Source organism: Pseudomonas sp. Y5-11, assembly GCF_022368695.1.
GTDB lineage: Bacteria > Pseudomonadota > Gammaproteobacteria > Pseudomonadales > Pseudomonadaceae > Aquipseudomonas > Aquipseudomonas parakoreensis.
The window spans coordinates 5861841-5878997 of the sequence record NZ_CP058974.1 but is presented as its reverse complement, the minus strand read 5'-3'; the positions used below and the strand labels follow the sequence as shown (position 1 = coordinate 5878997).

The 17157-nt window shown below is 62.0% G+C and carries 13 protein-coding genes; 7 read left to right on the top strand and 6 right to left on the bottom strand.

The genetic code is table 11. The annotated features are described in order from the left end of the window. Nucleotides 1-96: 96 nt before the first annotated feature. On the bottom strand, nt 97-897 hold the full coding sequence (locus HXW87_RS26415) for a LuxR C-terminal-related transcriptional regulator (RefSeq protein WP_041068300.1): 801 nt from the start codon (nt 895-897) through the stop codon (nt 97-99). A gap of 125 nt (nt 898-1022) precedes the next feature. Between HXW87_RS26415 and HXW87_RS26410 the strand changes: the two genes are divergently transcribed. From HXW87_RS26410 to HXW87_RS26390, 5 genes are all read left to right on the top strand, one after another. After that, entirely contained in the window at nt 1023-1844 is an 822-nt protein-coding gene (locus HXW87_RS26410; protein WP_239778026.1) for a carbon-nitrogen hydrolase family protein, read from the top strand. Between the two features lie 207 nt (nt 1845-2051). Continuing rightward, nucleotides 2052-3377 (top strand): APC family permease, encoded by a 1326-nt coding sequence (locus tag HXW87_RS26405; RefSeq protein ID WP_239778025.1) that lies wholly within the window; start codon nt 2052-2054, stop codon nt 3375-3377. A gap of 76 nt (nt 3378-3453) precedes the next feature. Beyond that, nucleotides 3454-3888, top strand: a complete 435-nt coding sequence (locus HXW87_RS26400) for an NUDIX domain-containing protein (RefSeq protein WP_182402295.1) — start codon at nt 3454-3456, stop codon at nt 3886-3888. 24 nt (nt 3889-3912) lie between these two features. Then, a complete protein-coding gene (locus HXW87_RS26395; protein ID WP_041068320.1) occupies nt 3913-4551 on the top strand; it encodes a LysE family translocator in 639 nt (212 codons plus the stop codon). 2 nt (nt 4552-4553) lie between these two features. After that, entirely contained in the window at nt 4554-5051 is a 498-nt protein-coding gene (locus tag HXW87_RS26390) for a GNAT family N-acetyltransferase (protein WP_047296233.1), read from the top strand. 36 nt (nt 5052-5087) lie between these two features. Here the strand turns inward: HXW87_RS26390 and metR are convergent, their stop codons facing one another. Together metR and HXW87_RS26380 are read right to left on the bottom strand one after the other, a co-directional pair. Then, nucleotides 5088-6005: a transcriptional regulator MetR gene (gene metR, locus HXW87_RS26385; RefSeq protein ID WP_239778024.1), complete on the bottom strand. Its 918-nt coding sequence runs from the start codon at nt 6003-6005 to the stop codon at nt 5088-5090. A gap of 120 nt (nt 6006-6125) precedes the next feature. Further along, entirely contained in the window at nt 6126-11291 is a 5166-nt protein-coding gene (locus tag HXW87_RS26380; RefSeq protein WP_239778022.1) for a DUF6543 domain-containing protein, read from the bottom strand. A gap of 264 nt (nt 11292-11555) precedes the next feature. On the opposite strand from HXW87_RS26380, the gene HXW87_RS26375 reads away from it, so the two are divergent. Both HXW87_RS26375 and HXW87_RS26370 read left to right on the top strand, forming a co-directional pair. Further along, the gene (locus tag HXW87_RS26375; RefSeq protein WP_239778021.1) at nt 11556-12575 is read left to right on the top strand and encodes an alpha/beta hydrolase; all 1020 of its coding nucleotides are present in this window, start codon (nt 11556-11558) and stop codon (nt 12573-12575) included. Between the two features lie 179 nt (nt 12576-12754). Then, on the top strand, nt 12755-13423 hold the full coding sequence (locus HXW87_RS26370) for a DsbA family oxidoreductase (protein ID WP_239778020.1): 669 nt from the start codon (nt 12755-12757) through the stop codon (nt 13421-13423). A gap of 152 nt (nt 13424-13575) precedes the next feature. On the opposite strand, the gene HXW87_RS26365 is transcribed toward HXW87_RS26370, so the two are convergent. The 3 genes from HXW87_RS26365 to HXW87_RS26355 are packed head-to-tail and all read right to left on the bottom strand — an operon-like array spanning nt 13576 to nt 17140. Continuing rightward, nucleotides 13576-13905 carry a GlpM family protein gene (locus HXW87_RS26365; protein ID WP_179295015.1) on the bottom strand — a complete coding sequence of 110 codons (330 nt, stop codon included), beginning with the start codon at nt 13903-13905 and terminating at the stop codon, nt 13576-13578. Nucleotides 13906-13913: 8 nt separating this feature from the next. After that, nucleotides 13914-15194 carry a sigma-54 dependent transcriptional regulator gene (locus tag HXW87_RS26360; protein WP_230679393.1) on the bottom strand — a complete coding sequence of 427 codons (1281 nt, stop codon included), beginning with the start codon at nt 15192-15194 and terminating at the stop codon, nt 13914-13916. Between the two features lie 44 nt (nt 15195-15238). Then, a complete protein-coding gene (locus tag HXW87_RS26355) occupies nt 15239-17140 on the bottom strand; it encodes a sensor histidine kinase (protein ID WP_047296219.1) in 1902 nt (633 codons plus the stop codon). Between the last annotated feature and the right edge of the window lie 17 nt (nt 17141-17157).

The following is a 17157-nucleotide window of genomic DNA, read 5'->3' as shown; positions in this document are numbered from 1 at the left end:
CGCATGCATAGACTTGGGGCTGCTGCGCAGCCCATCGGGGATGAATCCCCTCACCACAGCAAATCAACTCCCACAGGAAAGCATTTCCACGCGTTATCAGGCGTTCTGCGCCTGGAGAAAAATCGAAAACAGCTCCGACTGGGATTTGATCCCCAGCTTGCTGTACATGTGTTTCTTATGGACTTTCACGGTTTCTACGGAGATTTCCAGCTTACGGGCGATTTCTTTACTGGAGCAACCGCTGAGCATCAAACGCCCGACATCCAGTTCCCGGGCAGTCAGTTGCGCGCCCTTGAGTTGCTGCACCGATGCTTCCAGTTGCACCCGCCAGTCGGCCGGTGCAGGCGCGGCAGCGAGGGCCACGGTTTCGTTGATTTCGTACGGCAGGCGCTGGCGCAACAGACCCAGCACCCACGGCTGGATCAATGACAGCAAAGCGATCTGTTCGCCAGTGAAACGTTGTTCACTGCCCAGCGACAGGCACAGCGTGCGTTCGCCTTCGAGTTGGCAATTGAACTGGATTTCGTCGGCGACCACATTCAGACGAAAGTATCGCTGGTAATACTCGGTCAGCTCGAAATGCTCCGGTGCCACCTCCGACAGGCGATACAGCCCGGTGCGCGACTGCTCGCGGCAGGCGATGTAGAACGGATCGAGCAAGTACAACCCGCGCAGATAATCCTGAAACAGCGGGTCAGGGCTGCCGTCCTCGGCGGGGCATTCGGCGAACACTTGCGGGTGCTGATCGGCACTGAACAGCAACACCACCCAGCTATCGAACGCCACGTACTGGTCGAGCAGACGCACCAGTTGTGCCCAGAAATTCGGCTTGTCCAGCGCATCGATCAACTGCCCGACGGCGCGGTGCCAAGTGATGTCATCAAACGAAACGGTCATGAATCTACCCCTATCGGGTTACCCCGGCCGCGTGATTCCCTGCCGGTTGCTTGCTGCGCATACTGGCCCACAGACAGCCACCGGGCAATCTTTCAGCGCCCGGCCCTGACCCACAAGGACTCGCAATGAAAGTCGAACTCGCCCAACTGGCGGGCCGTGACAATGGCACCGCATACAACCTCGAACGCGCCCTCGCGGCGATTGCCGCGTGCGGTGCCGACACGCAACTGATCGTATTCCCGGAAACCCACTTGATGGGCTTCCCGACGGCCGACACCGTGGCACAGATCGCCGAGCCGCTGGATGGCCCGACCGTCCGCGCGGTACTGGCCGCTGCCCGCGAGCACAACATCGCCGTGGTGATCGGCATGGCTGAGAACGACAACGGTCGCTTCTACAACACCACGCTGCTGATCACCCCCGAAGGCATCGCCCTCAAATACCGCAAGACCCACCTTTGGGCGTCGGATCGCGGCGTGTTCGAGGCCGGCGACCGCTACGCCACCTGCGAGTGGAACGGTGTGCGCGTCGGCTTGCTGATCTGCTACGACATCGAGTTCCCGGAGTCCGCCCGCGCACTGGCGCAACTGGGCGCCGAGTTGCTGATCGTGACCAACGGCAACATGGACCCGTACGCCCCGACTCACCGCACCGCGATCATGGCCCGTGCTCAGGAAAACCAGGCGTTTGCGCTGATGGTCAATCGTGTCGAGGCCGGGGATGACGGCTTGATGTTTGCCGGCGGCAGTGCGCTGGTCGATCCGCTGGGGACGTTGCTGTTCGAGGCGGGGCGCGAAGAAGGGACGTTCAGCGTCGAACTGGATTTCGACCGGTTGCAGGTCGCGCGCCAGGATTACCGCTATCTGGATGATCAGCGGTTGAAGCTGCCGGGGGAGGTGGTGGAGCACGCGTGCGGACGGCGTGAGTTGCTGATTCCTGCGTGCTGATCGGGATTCTGTGTCGGTCGGACTGACGCCTTCGCGGGCAAGCCCGCTCCCACATTGACCGCGTCCCCCTGTGGGAGCGAGCTTGCTCGCGAAGAGGCCAGCCCAGACCACACAACTGCTTGATCCAAAAAACAACAAAGCCACACCCGAAACATTCGCCGAACTCGGCTCTGCCATAAATCCAATAACATTCGGAGTAAGTCGCCCATGGCTCGTTTGCAACGCACCCTGTCATTAGGGTCGGTGGTGCTGTTCGGCATCGCCTACATGACGCCGATCATTGTCCTCGGCACCTTTGGCATCCTCGCGCAATCCACCGCCGGCATGGTCCCGGCCGCGTACCTGGCAGCACTGGTGGCGATGTTCTTCACCGCCATGAGTTACGGGCGCATGGCCGCCGCGTTCCCGCTTGCCGGTTCCGCCTACAGCTACGTGCGCAAGGCGATCAGCCCCAGGCTCGGCTTCATCGCCGGTTGGGCGGTGTTGCTCGATTACCTGTTTCTGCCGATGGCGATCTGGCTGATCGGCGCGGCGTACCTCGCTTCGGCATTCCCGTCGATCCCGCAGTGGATCTGGGTACTGGCGTTCATCGGCATCACCAGCGCAATCAACATCGTTGGCCTGAAACTGGCCAATGGCATCAATGCCTTGCTGATGCTGGTGCAATTTCTGGTGCTGATCGCCTTCGTCGCGCTGTGTGTGCACTACGTCGGCGGTGATGCGCGCACGCCGTTGTGGTCGATCAAACCGTTCTTCAACGGTGACATGCAAATGCCGCTGATCATGAGCGGCGCGGCGATTGCCTGTTATTCGTTCCTCGGCTTCGACGCGGTTAGTACGCTGACCGAAGAAACCCGCGACCCACGCCGCACCATTCCACGGGCGATCATGTTGATCACCTTGATCGGCGGGCTGATCTTCGTCGGTGTGTCGTACTTCGTGCAGATCGCCCACCCATCGTTCCAGTTCGACAGCGTCGACTCGGCGGCCTATGAAATCGCACGCAACATCGGCGGCGACCTGTTCGTCTCGATCTTCCTCATCGGCCTGATCGTCGGCCAGTTCGCTTCGGGGCTGTCGGCCCAGGCCAGCGGTTCGCGCTTGCTGTTTGCCATGGGGCGCGATGGCGTGTTGCCCAAGTCGTTTTTCGGCACCTTGCATGCGCGCTTCGGCACGCCGGTCAACAGCATCCTGCTGTGTGCGGTCGTGGCATTGCTGGCGCTGAAACTCGATGTGACCACCTCAACCTCGTTCATCAACTTCGGTGCGTTCCTGGCGTTCAGCCTGGTCAACCTGTCGGTGATTTTTCATTACTGGATCGGTGGAGAGAAAAAAGGCCCGCGTGAGCTGGTGCTGTTTCTGATCTTTCCGTTCATCGGGCTGCTGGCGGACGTGTGGCTGATGGTCAGCCTTGATCATCTGGCGGTGTATCTGGGCTTGAGCTGGCTGGCGATTGGCGTGGTGTATCTGGCGGTGCTCACTGGCGGCTTTCGGCGGCAGCCGCCGGAGATGGATTTTCAGGAAGCGACGTAAGATCTCCAACAGTGACTTTGCTCGGTAACGGCAAGCATGTGATGCTTGCCGTTTTTGCGCCAAAGGCTTGTCTTACATGTCGAATTTTTCCACTGAAATGCCCGCCGTGATCCGCATCGCCGCTGCGCTGTTGCTCAACCCTCAAGGCCAGACCCTGCTGGTGCGCAAGCGTGGCACCACGGCGTTCATGCAACCGGGCGGCAAGATCGAAGCGCACGAGTTGCCGGTGCACGCGCTGGCCCGCGAGCTGGAAGAAGAACTCGGGCTGACGATCGATCCGGCGCAGGCGTCTTTTCTCGGCCAGTTCTCGGCGCCGGCCGCCAACGAGCCGGGGTTTGTGGTGCAGGCGGAGATTTTTCAGCTGACAATCGACGCCGATGTGACGCCCGCTGCCGAAATCGAGGAAGTGCTCTGGGTCGATCCGGTCAGTGATCCTGCTGTCGTTCTGGCGCCATTGACACGCGACCTGATCCTGCCGTTTTATCGCCACTCGCTGACCGCGATCGCCTGATCCCCCACGCACAGGATGTCCACCATGATCCCGCTTCAAGACCTGTTGATCTTCGCCGCCGCCGCGTTGTTGATGGTACTGACGCCGGGGCCGAACATGATTTACCTGATCTCGCGTTCGATCTGTCAGGGACGCAAGGCCGGGGTTACGTCGTTGCTCGGTGTGGTGGGTGGTTTCTTCGTGCACATGTTTGCCGCGGCTGCCGGTTTGAGCGCGGTGTTTCTCGCGGTGCCGATGGCCTACGAGGTGCTGAAGTGGGCTGGTGCGCTGTATTTGTTGTGGTTGGCCTGGCAAGCGCTCAAACCCGGTGCGCGCTCGCCGTTCGAGGCGCAGCAATTGCCCCCGGACTCGTCGCGCAAACTGATCACCATGGGCTTTCTCACCAGTGCGTTGAACCCGAAGATTGCGGTGTTCTACCTCTCAGTGTTTCCACAATTCATCAGCCCCGAACACGGCTCGGTATTCACCCAGAGTATCCTCCTCGGCCTGACCCAGATCAGCGTCAGTTTCAGCGTCAATCTGTTGATCGCGCTGTTTGCGGCAGGCATTGCTTCCTGGTTCGTGCGCAACCCGACATGGCTGGCGCTGCAGCGTTATTTCATGGGGTTTGTACTCGCCGGTCTGGCGGTGCGCCTGATGCTTGAACAACGCAGGACCGCCTGAGCATGTGGATCGAACGCCTCGACGCCAGCCATGCGCTGGCTTATCGCGAGCTGATGCTCGAAGCCTACGACCGCCATCCGCAGGCCTTCACCTCCAGCGTGCGCGAGCGCGCGGTGATGCCGCTGAGCTGGTGGGAAGCGCGGCTGACCAGCAAGCTGGATGTGGTGCTCGGTGCGTTCGAGGCAGGCACACTGGCCGGCATCGTCGGCCTGGCGTTCGAACCGCGAGAGAAGGCCCGCCACAAGTCGACCTTGTTCGGCCTGTACGTCTCAGCCGATTTTCGCCAGCACGGCCTGGGCCATCAGCTGGTCGAGGCTGCCATCGCTGAAGCCCAAACCCATCCCGAACTGAAAGTCCTCCAGCTCACCGTCACCGCCGGCAACGACGCCGCGTTCAACCTGTACCAGCGCTGCGGCTTCATCCAGTTCGGCCTGGAGCCATTGGCGGTGCGGGTGGGTGAAGACTACTTCGACAAGATTCACATGTGGCGCGAACTCTGATGCCACACTGAACCGGCGCTCACAAGTGGATGTGAATCAACGCACCGCACTGACCCCATCCAGCGTCGAGAACGAGGTGTCCTTGGCGGTCAGCAGGAAATCGCGCATGTACGGCGCATCGAGCATGTCGGCGCGGATCGCCGCGTACAGCGTGGCAAACAGACCTTTCTCGCCCAGGCGCTTGGCTTTCACATAGCCGCGCGAGCTGTATTCGTGCAGTGCCCAGTGCGGCATGCCGCACACGCCACGGCCGCTGGCGACCAGTTGCATCATCATCACCGACAGCTCAGAGGTGCGAACCTGCGCCGGTTCGATGTCGGCCGGTTCGAGGAAGCGGGTGAAGATGTCCAGCCGGTCGCGTTCCACCGGGTAGGTGATCAGCGTTTCAGCCAGCAGGTCCTCGGGAACGATGTACGGTTTGCTCGCCAGTGGATGCTGGTTCGCCACTGCGAGCATCGCTTCGTAAGTGAACAGCGGCACGTAGGTGATGCCGGCGATGTCCAGCGGATCGGAAGTCACCACCAGATCCAGGTCACCGCGGGCCAGCGCTGGCAGCGGGGCGAAGGCGAAACCCGAGGCGAGGTCGAGTTCGACTTCCGGCCAGGCGTCACGGAACTGGTCGATGGTCGGCATCAGCCACTGGAAACAGCTGTGGCATTCGATCGCCATGTGCAGGCGTCCAGCGGTGCCGCCGGCCAGACGACTGATGTCGCGCTCGGCGGCGCGCAACAGCGGCAGGGTCGCGTCGGCCAGTTGCAGCAGGCGCAGACCGGCGCTGGTGAAGCGTACCGGTTTGGTCTTGCGCACGAACAACGGCATGCCCATGCGCTCCTCCAGTTCCTTGAACTGGTGCGACAGCGCCGATTGGGTCAGGTGCAGACGGTCGGCGGCATCGACCAGACTGTCGGCCTCGCGCAGGGCATGCAGGGTTTTCAGATGACGGATTTCAAGCACGGCTGGCCCCATGAGGAAAACTTGTGACAAATTCAAAGGCGGTGAGTTTGTCTCATGTTGACAGTGCTGTCGACCATTCGAGCAGAAGCGGGGCATCGCCATGCCCCGCTGCTTTTTGCCCTAGAGCTCTGCGAAATGCCGGATACCCAGCGGTTTACCGATATCGCCGCGCCAGATCGCCTCGACCTGTGCACCACTGGCGGCCTGAACCTGCTGCCATTGCAGGCCGAGGTTGCGTTGCTCCGGCAATTTCAGGTGCGCCTTGACGAAGTCAGCGAACGGCACCTTGTCCGAGGTGTAGTGAAAGTGCGCGTACCACAGCGTGCGCGGCGGCGAGGAGGTGAGGTCGCGCACGGCGTATTCCTGAAGGAAATCCTTGCGCCCGTCAGCCCTTTTGCCCAGTGCCCGCAGCGGACCTTCGCGGCGGATGTCCACCACTTGCTGTTGCAGCAGATAATCCAGATAGCCTTCGGTGGGCGTCTTGCTGCGCAGTGACTGATCAATGCGCAGCGTACGACCGGTACGGCGCAGTTCGCGGGCCTTGTCGTGCAGTTGCAGTACCACCGGTTCGGTCGGCGACAGTCGCTCGATGGCCTGGGCACGGATGCTCAACTCCGTCGCTTCGCTGTTGAACATGTGTTCCAGATCTACCGGCAGCATGTCCTGGCGGGCATAGCCCTGCACCTTGTTGCTGTAGGCCGGAACAGCTGCCAGACGTCTGCGCGCTTCGACCAGCAGCGGCTGAACGTCAGTCGGCAACGTTGCTGCCGTCGGGGCGGTGCGCACTTGCAGATGGTATTTGCCACTGGAGCGCGGCAGCCAGGTTTCGCGGAACCCGTCGATGCCTTCGATGGTGATGCGTTTTTCCCGGGTGCCGGCGTCGATGCTTTCCGTGCCGATCAGCAACTGGTTGTCCTCGGTTTCGAACAGTTGCTTGCCGCCAGGCTCTTTCGGCTTGATTGGCGCACGGTGCCTGATCGCGTGCCGCGCCTGCGCTTCGACCTGGGTCAGCCCCTCGAGGAACAAGCCGACCTGTTCCAGATCCAGATGCTGTGCATAACCCAGCATCCAGGCGTTGAGCTGACGACGAAAACCGGCATAGATCTGCAGGCAATCTTCGAGGATCCGATTGTGCTGGACCACGCTGGCGCTGACCTCTGGCAGGTGATGCTGGGTCAGCAACGCGCGCCCGACCTTGACCCGGGCGTCTTTGAGCTGGGTATGGAAATACGCCCAGGACAGGTCAGTGACCGCGTCGTAGCGGGTAATGATTTCCAGCAGATGCGCAGTCCTCAGGTAGTGATGGGTGTTGTCTCCCAGGTTGCGGTTGATAGCGGCCATGTCCTTCGCCATCCGGGCTTTCTGCGCGCGGTTGCTGATGCGGTTGTTCCACAGTCTGGCCTGCTCGGTGATCGCGTGCAGTTGATCGAACTCCTTGAGGAAATCCTCGCGCACCCGCTTGCGCCGGGCCATGAGTGTGATATGGACAGCGGTCTGGTCGGAGGGGACAGCATCGGACTCGGCGACCAGTGCGTCGATCCGGTTCAAGTGCTCCAGCAAGCGATCGCGGGCAACGGTGACGCGCTGCACGGCGCGGTCGACCACGATCCAGGCGCAGCGGCTCTGGATGGCTTCAATCTGCAGACGTTTGCGGCCGTGGCTCAGGGGCAGCAATTCGACAAGGTTGTCGTATTGGGCGATCGCGACGTCGATATCATTCAGGCAGGCTGCGTCAACGGCTGTCTGTAGAGGCTTGCGCCCGGCAAGATCGAGGTTCTGGTAGTTTTCCAGCAACTGGTTGGTGGCGCGGGTCTGAGCATCGAGGCGGCGGGTGTAGTTGTCGGCGGTGTTGGTCAGGGTCATTTGCCGGCGCAGTTGCCGATCGGTCCACCAGCGCGGTAACCACTGGCGGATCGGTGCAGGCCAAAGCGGTTCCAGGCCGTCGGCCAGATGTCCGAGTACCGCGCCGCCGCCAGCACCGCCACCGTCCATTACAGTGCCATGCACCGCATAGTGAGTGTTCCACTGGCCGCTGTCGTCGAGGGCGATCGGTTGTTTGTAGCTGCGCAGCCGTGTGCCGTAAAGCCTCCAGCCACGCGGCAGATCGCTGAGCTGAACCCGATAGATGCGCCCCTGACGAACAATGAAGTCGCCATCGGCGTGACGATAGACGTTGCGATAGACACCGTGGGTGGCCGGGTGCAGGCCGGCCAGGGAAATGTCGGATTCGTACTCGTAACCCTTGAAGCGGTCGAGCCATTGCCGGGCCCGTTGCCAGGACGACGACACCGTGGCGAATCCGCCCAGGGCCGTGCGTTGTCGCTGACGGGTGACCAGACGTGCTGCTGCGGGGGCCGAGACGGTTCCGGGCAGCACATCCATTGCCGCGTCGATCAGTGACAGCAGCACCGCCTCCACTTCCGCAAGACCATGCCCGAGCTCGCCGCGCAAGAACGCCGCGACGGCCAGATTGGCGCTGTTCCAGGCGTCATACAGGGCCACCGCCGTACCCACGAACGGTACCATGCCGATGGCCATTTTCAGGTAGTTGAACAATGCCCCGGATTTCAGTGCGCAGCGTTCCAGATACAACGCATCGTTGGAACGCGAACTGCTGCGATGGGCCTCCAGCAACCGGCCCATGTGCACGTTCAATAGATGAATGGCCAGCGATGTGGTCGCCGGCCAGGCCATTCCGACGCCGATCAGGGCATCGAACTTGCGCAATTGCGCCTGGTTGATGCGACTGACATGGCTGGCGAAATCGCCGCCCACGGCACGCCCGGCCAGGTAATTGACCATGTTGCTGTCCACACAACGCCTGAACAGATCCACCCGTGCCTGCTCCAGCGATTCGTACTGCCGCAGGAAGAGGGCGTCGGTGCTGTCAGGCAGGTAGAGCAGGGTCAGGCCACTGTTTTGCTCGACAATGAACGTCAGCCCGGCGAGCGTGCTCGGTCCCTGATGCGCGGTGTCTTCGCCACCGACCGTCAGGTGCACCGGCCGCAGCGCGATGCGTTGTCCATCAACGGCATACGCCTGGGGTGAAGTCGCATCAATGGCAACCTGCAACACGGCATGGCCGGCACTGTCGATGTGCCGTTGCAGCAGGGCGCATTCACCTTGCAACCGGAGCATCAGCCGCCACGGTTCGCTCAGGCATTCGCGGCGCCAGGCCTGCTGAAACGCAGGTTCTGTCGACGCGCCGAAAAACACCTGGCGAATCTGTTCTTCGTAACGTCCGGGCAGATCGAGCTCTGTCACCAGTTTGCGCAAGTAGACCGGGTTGAGCCCGGCCTCGACACGCTGCCGATCGGTTTCGTCCTCGGCGCTGATCCTGGCCTGCATGAACGACAGACGCCACCACATGGCCTGATCGATGTTGTGCTGTGCCAGTTGTTCGAGGGCGAGATCGCTGCGCTTGTCGCTCGCGGTCAGGACAGTGCGTTGCGGCGTGCCAGACGCGGCGCCTTCCATCACGGTTTTTTGCCAGACCGTCGAGTCGGGCAGATCGAGGCTCACGCTCACGCTTTGTTTGAGTGCGAAGTCCGTGCGCAAGCGGGCATCGATGCGTTTTTCGGCGAAGGCCTGACGCGACGGCAACTCCCGTTCGAGCAACGCATTGGCGCGATGCATGGCGCCGAGGTAGTGGCTGATCAGCGCTTTGAGCGTGGTACGGTGCGCCGCGTCGAGGTTGTCGAGCCACTCGGGCAGGCTGCCGGCCAGCGCAGCGCTGCGATCTTGCGCCTGACGTTCGGCAAATGCCCGTTCGCGGGCCTGCGCGATCGGCACGGTCAGGCGTGGCAAGTGTTGTTCGCGCAGCTTCTCCATCTCGGCCTGGCGCGCGTCGGCACGGCCGGGCAGCGGGTTGTCGCGCAGGATCTGTGCGGCCTGTTGTTCGCATTGATAGAGCTGCTGATCGAGTGACCAGGCGAGCGGGTCATCGGTCAGTGGTGTCAGGTGCAGGGCCAGCCCGCCGTCGTGGGGCGAGCGTTTGAACACGTTCTGCTCCAGTGCCGCACGCGAAGCAAAACGTTGCAGGCCGCCGAACTCGCCGGGCCAGTAAAGCAGCAGGCTGTCGGTGGAACCGGGGGCCAGCGCTGCCGGGGGGGCGATGATCAGTACACCTGGCAGCTCCTCGACGGCGCTGATGTTGTCATCTGAAGTGGCCAACGATATGCAGGCGATGACCCCCTCCGTTGGCGGCAGGTGGTGTCCCGGTGCGTCCAGCATTGCGATGACTCGCCGATATTCGGCGACGGACAGTTGCTCCAGCGTCCGTTGCAGTTCGACCTCCGCGCGCAGTCCTGCCATGCGGGCCTGCAGCAGGGCCTGGTAATACTCGTTCGAGCGGCGGCGTAATTCGAGCAGGGTCAGCGGAGTGGGGCTGTCGAGCAGGGCCGATGCCGCGTCATGACTGGCCTGCTGAGCCTCGCTCAAGGCGTCGAGTCGTTGTGCCAGTTGTTGACGCTGCGGACTGTTCGGCTCGGCGTCGCCAAACAAGCGGTCAAGCGCACGCTGTTCAAGCGCCAGCGTCTGCCGGCGCAGATCCAGGGGAATGTCGGCCACCAGCAAGCCGAAGGGCGCAACTTCATCGATGCTTGGTCCGGCGCTCTCCGGCTGGGCGGGCGTGATGGGGAAAAACCTGTCGAGTGCGATCCCGTTGTCGCCAGTGACGGGCGAACCCGACAGCAGTGGTTCAACGCCGCGCTTGAGCGGATCACTACCGAATTCGATGAAGTCCAGCGAGGAGACTTGCAGTCGCTCCGGTTGCTGATCCGTCAGCCAGCGCTCAAGGTCGGCTTGTTTTTCGAAGCGGAGCAACGGTTGTGGGTGCGCGGGCAGGTAAAGCAGCAGCGTTTCCTCCAGCTGGAGCAGCAACGTGCCGTACAGGCGCAGCCGGCTTTTATCGAGACGATTGAGTACCGGTTGCGCGACCCGCAGATCCGCCGCGACCTGGCTCGACGGGGTGAGAAGCGGCTCAAGCCTGTGGCGTTGTGAGGTGTCGAGCCTGCCTTCGGCAGTCGCCCATTGAAGTGCAGCCTCGAAATGCTGGTGATAGAGGCTCAGGGCGTACTCACGCCGCGACTGCGCAGTGCCGGGCGCGCGGGCACTCCACCAGGCGCTTTCGGGTTGGCCGGGATGCCGGGCCATGAGATCCAGCCATTGCCGGTGACAGTCGTTCAAGCGCGCCGTGGCCAACAGGTGAAGATGCTGATCGACGTTGGGTTGTAGCCGCTGATCAAGGCCGAAGTCGGCTGGTACAAGGGGAGGCGAATGGGTCATGCGACAGGGCTCCAGAGGGCATGCGGTCCGGGTAATTCCGGTTTTCATGCCTATTAGAGGCGCGCTGTCACGAGCCCATGCGGTACATGGTTATCGCTGGGTAATGGTTTTGTTGCTGAGGATGTACAGACCGTTACGGCCTGATTCGTTGTCGGAGAATGACCGCTCGGCAAACTTCATCAAACTGTCACGCAACTGTGGCAGCGCGCTTGAACAAACTTCATCAGACTCGCGCTCTGGGGTTCTGCGTTTCGGTGTTTCTTCATGCGTTTATTTTTTCTGTTGGCCGCGCTGTTGTTCGGCCTGCCGTCGATGGCGGCTTCGCGTTGTGACGTCAATGTACCGACTGAACGGGTCGATCTGGCCCAGGTGAGCCTGGCGTACCAGAGCATCGGCCGTGCTTCGGATCCGGCGCTGTTGCTGGTCATGGGTTTGGGCGGCCAGTTGATTCACTGGCCGGACGAGGTGCTGGTTGCGCTCTGTCAGCAGGGTTTTCGGGTGATCCGCTATGACAACCGCGATGTCGGTCTGTCGACCTGGCGGCAGGCCCCGGCCGAGGCGAACCTGACCTTTGAAGTGCTGCGCTACAAGCTCGGATTGCCGGTGTCGGCACCGTACTCGCTGAGCGACATGGCCGACGACGCGCTGGGTTTGATGGACGCGCTGCACATCGAGCAGTTTCACGTCCTGGGTGCCAGCATGGGCGGGATGATCGCCCAGCACTTGGCGGCGATGGCGCCACAACGGGTGGAAAGCCTGACACTGATCATGACCAGTTCCGGCGCCGAAGGTTTGCCGGCACCGAGTGCGGCGCTGGTGCAACTGCTGGCGCGGCGTGGCGCGCCGAATCGCGAAGTGGCGCTGGAACAGCAGGCCGATCTGCTGGCAGCGCTTGGCAGCCCGGCCGTCGCGGATGACCGGCAGGCGTTGCTGCATCAGGCAGCGGTGGCCTACGACCGGGCGTTCAACCCGGAAGGCGTGAAGCGCCAGATCATGGCGATCCTCGCCGAACCGAGCCGGGTGACGTTGCTCAATCAACTGCGGGTGCCGACCCTGGTGGTGCACGGCACGGCGGATCCGCTGTTGCCGGTGATGCACGGCGTGCATCTGGCGGCGCATATTCGTGGCAGTCAGTTGAAGCTGATTCCGGGGCTGGCCCATCGTTTTCAGGAAGCGTTCAAGGCACCGTTGCTGGCGGCGGTGTTGCCGTATTTGCAAGCGCATCGTGAAGACACTTCGCACTGGGCGCAGATCGAACCGGCGGCGAGCGGCAACCTGCTGTAGCTGAGGTTTTAAGGGTGTTGATTCGGGCCTCTTCGCGAGCAAGCCCGCACACAAATTGGCAGGCATTCTCTGTAGGAACTGCCGAAGGCTGCGATCTTTTGCTTTTGAAGATCAAAAGATCGCAGCCTTCGGCAGCTCCTACAGGTGTATCTTTCGGACTTCTGTCCGCGAGGTGTGTGATGAGTTCCGCTTTGAAAATCGATTTTGTCAGCGACGTTTCCTGCCCGTGGTGCATCGTCGGTTTGAATGGCTTGTTGCAGGCGCTGGAGATTCTGCGCGATGAAGTGCAGGCCGAGATTCATTTCCAGCCGTTCGAGCTGAACCCGAAGATGGGCCCGGACGGGCAGAACATCACCGAACACATCAGCGAAAAGTACGGTTCGACCCCGGAGCAGTCACAGAAAAACCGCGAAGCGATTCGTGCCCGTGGCGCCGAGGTCGGGTTCGCCTTTCGTACCGATGGCAACAGCCGCATCTACAACACCTTCGATGCTCATCGTCTGTTGCATTGGGCCGGCATTGAGGGGGTGCAGTTGCCGTTGAAGCAAGCGCTGTTCAAAGCCTATTTCACGGATGGCGGTAATCCGTCCGATCATGCGCAACTGGCGCAGATTGCCGAAAGCGTGGGGCTGGATCGACAGCGTGCCGAAGCGATTCTGGCCAGCGACGAATTTGCCGATGAAGTGCGCGAAGAAGAGCAACTGTGGCTGCAACGCGGCGTGAGCTCAGTGCCGACCGTGGTGTTCAACGGTCAGTACGCGGTGACGGGCGGGCAACCGGTGGACACCTTTGTCGGAGCGATCCGGCAGATCATGAGCGAAACCCGGGGCGGCACCGTCAACAACTGAATGCCAATTCGGGGCACCGTCAACAACTGAATGCCAATTCGGGGCACCGTCAACAACTGAATACCAACCCTGTAGGAGCTGCCGCAGGCTGCGATCTTTGCCTTTAAAGAGCAGGATCAAAAGATCGCAGCCTGCGGCAGCTCCTACAGGGATCAAGTGTGCAGGCGCACCCACACCGAGACCAATACGCTGGCGGCAATCAACCACGCGACAACCGCCACCGCCAGTGACGCCTCCAGGCGCATGCGGTCAACCATCACGTACAGCGTCGCCAGATAGATGAAGTACGGAATGATCGACCACATGCCGAACACGATGGTCGCCTTCAGATCATCGACCGAACGGCCCTTGCCGACGATGTAGTGGGCAATCAGCGCAAAGGTCGGAAACAGCGGCACCAGCCCGGCGATGTAATAGTTTCGGGTCTTCGACAGCGCGGCGAGAATCACCACCACTGCTGCGCCGAGGGCGGCTTTGAGAATCAGATCCATCAGTGACTCAACCCGTATTTTTTCACTTTGTCGAACAGCGTGGTCTTGGCCATGCCCAGCTCCAGACTGGCTTGAGTCAGGTTGCCGCCGCTGCGTTGCAAGGCATCGTTGAGCAGGTTGCGCTCGAAGGCTTCCACCGCTTCGGCGAACGCCAGCCCCTGACCGCCGCTGCTGGCGCCGGACTTCTTGAACGCCGGCAGGCCGAGGGCAAAGCGCTCGGCGACGTTACGCAGTTCGCGCACGTTGCCCGGCCAGTCGTGGCTCATCAGGTTCGACAGGGTCTGGTTGTCCAGCTCAGGCAACGCGCGGTCGAAGCGCAGCGCCGACTGCTGGGTGAAGTGTTCGAACAGTTGCAGGATGTCCTCACGGCGCTCGCGTAGCGGCGGCAGTTCCAGCGTCACCACGTTGAGGCGGTAGTACAAGTCGCTGCGAAACTCGCCGGCCTTGCTCGCTTGGTCGAGGTCGGATTTGGTCGCCGCAATCACCCGGCAATCCACCGCGACGCTCTGGTTCGAGCCGAGGCGTTCGAGGGTGCGTTCCTGCAATACACGCAGCAGTTTGATCTGCAACGGCAGCGGCATGCTTTCCACTTCATCGAGGAACAGCGTGCCGCCGTCGGCGTGTTCGATCTTGCCGATACGCCGTTTGCCGGCACCGGTGAAGGCGTTGGCTTCGTGGCCGAAAATCTCGCTTTCGAACAGGTTCTCCGGCAGGCCGCCACAGTTCAGCGCGACGAATTGCTTGGTGTGGCGGCGACTGAAATCGTGCAGGCAGCGCGCGACCAGTTCCTTGCCGGTGCCGGTCTCGCCTTCGATCAATACGTTGGCCGAGGTGTCGGCGACGTTGGCGATCAGCTCGCGCAGGTTCTGCATCGCGGGGGAACGACCGATGATCCGGCCTTCGAGGGAGTCGCGTTCGGCCAGTTGCCGACGCAGCGACGAGACTTCGCGGGCGAGGCTGCGTTGCTCCAGTGCGCGGCGGGCGACGTCGACCAGACGCTCCGGCGAGAACGGTTTCTCCATGAAATCGTAGGCGCCTTTCTGCATCGCACCGACCGCCATGGAAATATCACCATGACCGGTGATCAGCACCACCGGCAGACTGCGGTCGCGTTGCTTGAGGCGGGTCAGCAGCTCCAGGCCATCGATGCCCGGCAGGCGGATGTCGCTGATGACGATGCCGGCGAAGTTGTCGCCGACCTGCTCCAGCGCTTCTTCGGCACTGCCGACACCGATGCAGGGAATGTCTTCCAGGGTCAGTGCCTGCTGGCAGCCGAGCAGCACATGGGGGTCGTCTTCGACGATCAGCACACTAAGGTCGTGGTTCATATTGGCTCGGCAGGAGTAGGGCTTACCAACGGTAAACTGAGGACGAAGGTGGTGCCACCGCTGGCCGGATGTTCGACACCCAGGTGCCCGCCGGTGGCGGCAGCGAGGCTCGCGGAGAGGGTCAGGCCGAGGCCCAGGCCCTGTTCGCCGGGTTTGGTGGTGAAGAACGGTTCGAACAGATGCTTGCGCGCCTCGGCATCGACGCCGTGGCCGTTGTCGCGCACCCGCAGACGATATTTGCCGTTGAATTCTTCACCCTCCAGCCACAGTTCCGGCTGCGGCTGCGCCTGCATGGCGTCGAGGGCATTGCCGATCAGGTTGACCAGAATCTGTTCGAGGCGGGTCTGGTCGATCTGCACTTGCACGTCGATGAATTGCCGATGCAGTTGCAGTGACGCGCTCTCGACCCTGGCACCCAGCACCTGCAGCGCGGCGTCCACCGCTTTGCCGAGACTGGCCTGGCCCTTGTCGTCCCCGCGTCGGGCGAACGAGCGCAGGCTGGCAGTGATTCGGCCCATGCGGTCGATCAGGTCATTGATGGTCTTGAGGTTGGTGCTGGCGACGTCGAGCTGGCCGCGTTCGAGGAATCGAATGGTGTTGCCGGACAGGGTGCGCATCGCGGCCAGCGGCTGGTTCAATTCGTGGGCGATGCTGGTCGACATCTGGCCGATGGCCGCGAGTTTGCCGGCCTGCACCAGTTCGTCCTGAGCGCGGCGCAGGGTTTCTTCGGCTTGCCGTCGTTCGCGGATCTGGCTCTTGAGGCGCTCGTTGCTGGCGCGCAGGTCGCCGGTGCGTTCGGTGATCCGTCGCTCGAGTTGACTGTTGGCTTCCTGCAAGGCTTCGCGGGCGGCGAGGCGGGTGGCGATGACCTTGCGCCGCTCGTTCCAGGCAATCAGCAAAAACGCCACCAGAGCGAACGCCACGGCCACCAGAATGCCTTGGTTGATCGCTTCGCGGCGCAGGTCCTGCAACGGCGTGAGCAAAGTGAAATTCCACGGTGTGTCGCTCAGTGGCCGGGTCTGGGCCAGATAGCTGATGCTGTCGTCATCGGCGCTCACTTCGCTGTTGGCAGGGAAGGTCAGTTTCTCCACGCCTTCGGCCAGGGTTTCGCGGGCCAGTGGTTGCAGTTCGTTGAGCGGGAACCAGTAATACTGCAGGCTGCGGGCGAGCTTCTCTTTGGTTTCATCGCTCAGCGGGACCACCGATTTCAGGCGCCGCGCCGGATCGCTGGAAAGAATGATGATGCCGTTCTCGTCGCTGACGAAGGCTTCCAGACGGGCGCGCTGCCAGCGTTCTTCCAGGGCTTCGAGACGCACTTTGACCACGGCGACGCCGATGATCTTGCCGTGCTCTTCCAGGCCGTGGGCCAGGTAGTAACCGGGTTCGCCGCTGGTGCTGCCGATGCCGTAGAAACGTCCGGGCTCGCCGCGCACGGCTTTCTGGAAATAGGCGCGGAACGACAGGTCTTCACCGAGGTAACTGTCGACGTCGCGCCAGTTGCTGGTGGCCATCACGCGGCCGGTGGTGTCCATGACATAGATGGCCCGACTGCGGCTGCGCCGGTTCAGGCCTTCAAGGTAAGCATTGACCGTTTGCCGGTGTTCCGGGGTTGGATCGGCCAGCAATTGCGGGACGCTGGTTTCCAGTTCCAGCAGGCTGGGCAGGTAGGTGTATTTGCTGATCTCGCTCTCGACGGTGCGCGCGTGCAGTTCAAGCTGACGCTGGCCGTTTTCGCTGAGGCTGCGGATGCCGAAATGTTCACTGGTCCAGAAACCGGCGTAACCCAGTCCGATCATCAGCACGATGATCAGCGGCGGCAGAAACAGATGGCGAATCAGACGAGGCTTCACGGCAAGTGATGGCGGCGCTGCGCGATAGAGATTGGGGTCGCATTTCATCACAGTTGCCTTGGGTC

Coding starts and splice junctions, on each gene's coding strand:
- HXW87_RS26400 (WP_182402295.1), top strand. CDS start 3,454: ATGTCGAATTTTTCCACTGAAATGCCCGCCGTGATCCGCATCGCCGCT.
- HXW87_RS26380 (WP_239778022.1), bottom strand. CDS start 11,291: ATGACCCATTCGCCTCCCCTTGTACCAGCCGACTTCGGCCTTGATCAG.
- HXW87_RS26405 (WP_239778025.1), top strand. CDS start 2,052: ATGGCTCGTTTGCAACGCACCCTGTCATTAGGGTCGGTGGTGCTGTTC.
- HXW87_RS26395 (WP_041068320.1), top strand. CDS start 3,913: ATGATCCCGCTTCAAGACCTGTTGATCTTCGCCGCCGCCGCGTTGTTG.
- HXW87_RS26375 (WP_239778021.1), top strand. CDS start 11,556: ATGCGTTTATTTTTTCTGTTGGCCGCGCTGTTGTTCGGCCTGCCGTCG.
- HXW87_RS26390 (WP_047296233.1), top strand. CDS start 4,554: ATGTGGATCGAACGCCTCGACGCCAGCCATGCGCTGGCTTATCGCGAG.
- HXW87_RS26355 (WP_047296219.1), bottom strand. CDS start 17,140: ATGAAATGCGACCCCAATCTCTATCGCGCAGCGCCGCCATCACTTGCC.
- HXW87_RS26410 (WP_239778026.1), top strand. CDS start 1,023: ATGAAAGTCGAACTCGCCCAACTGGCGGGCCGTGACAATGGCACCGCA.
- HXW87_RS26370 (WP_239778020.1), top strand. CDS start 12,755: ATGAGTTCCGCTTTGAAAATCGATTTTGTCAGCGACGTTTCCTGCCCG.
- HXW87_RS26415 (WP_041068300.1), bottom strand. CDS start 897: ATGACCGTTTCGTTTGATGACATCACTTGGCACCGCGCCGTCGGGCAG.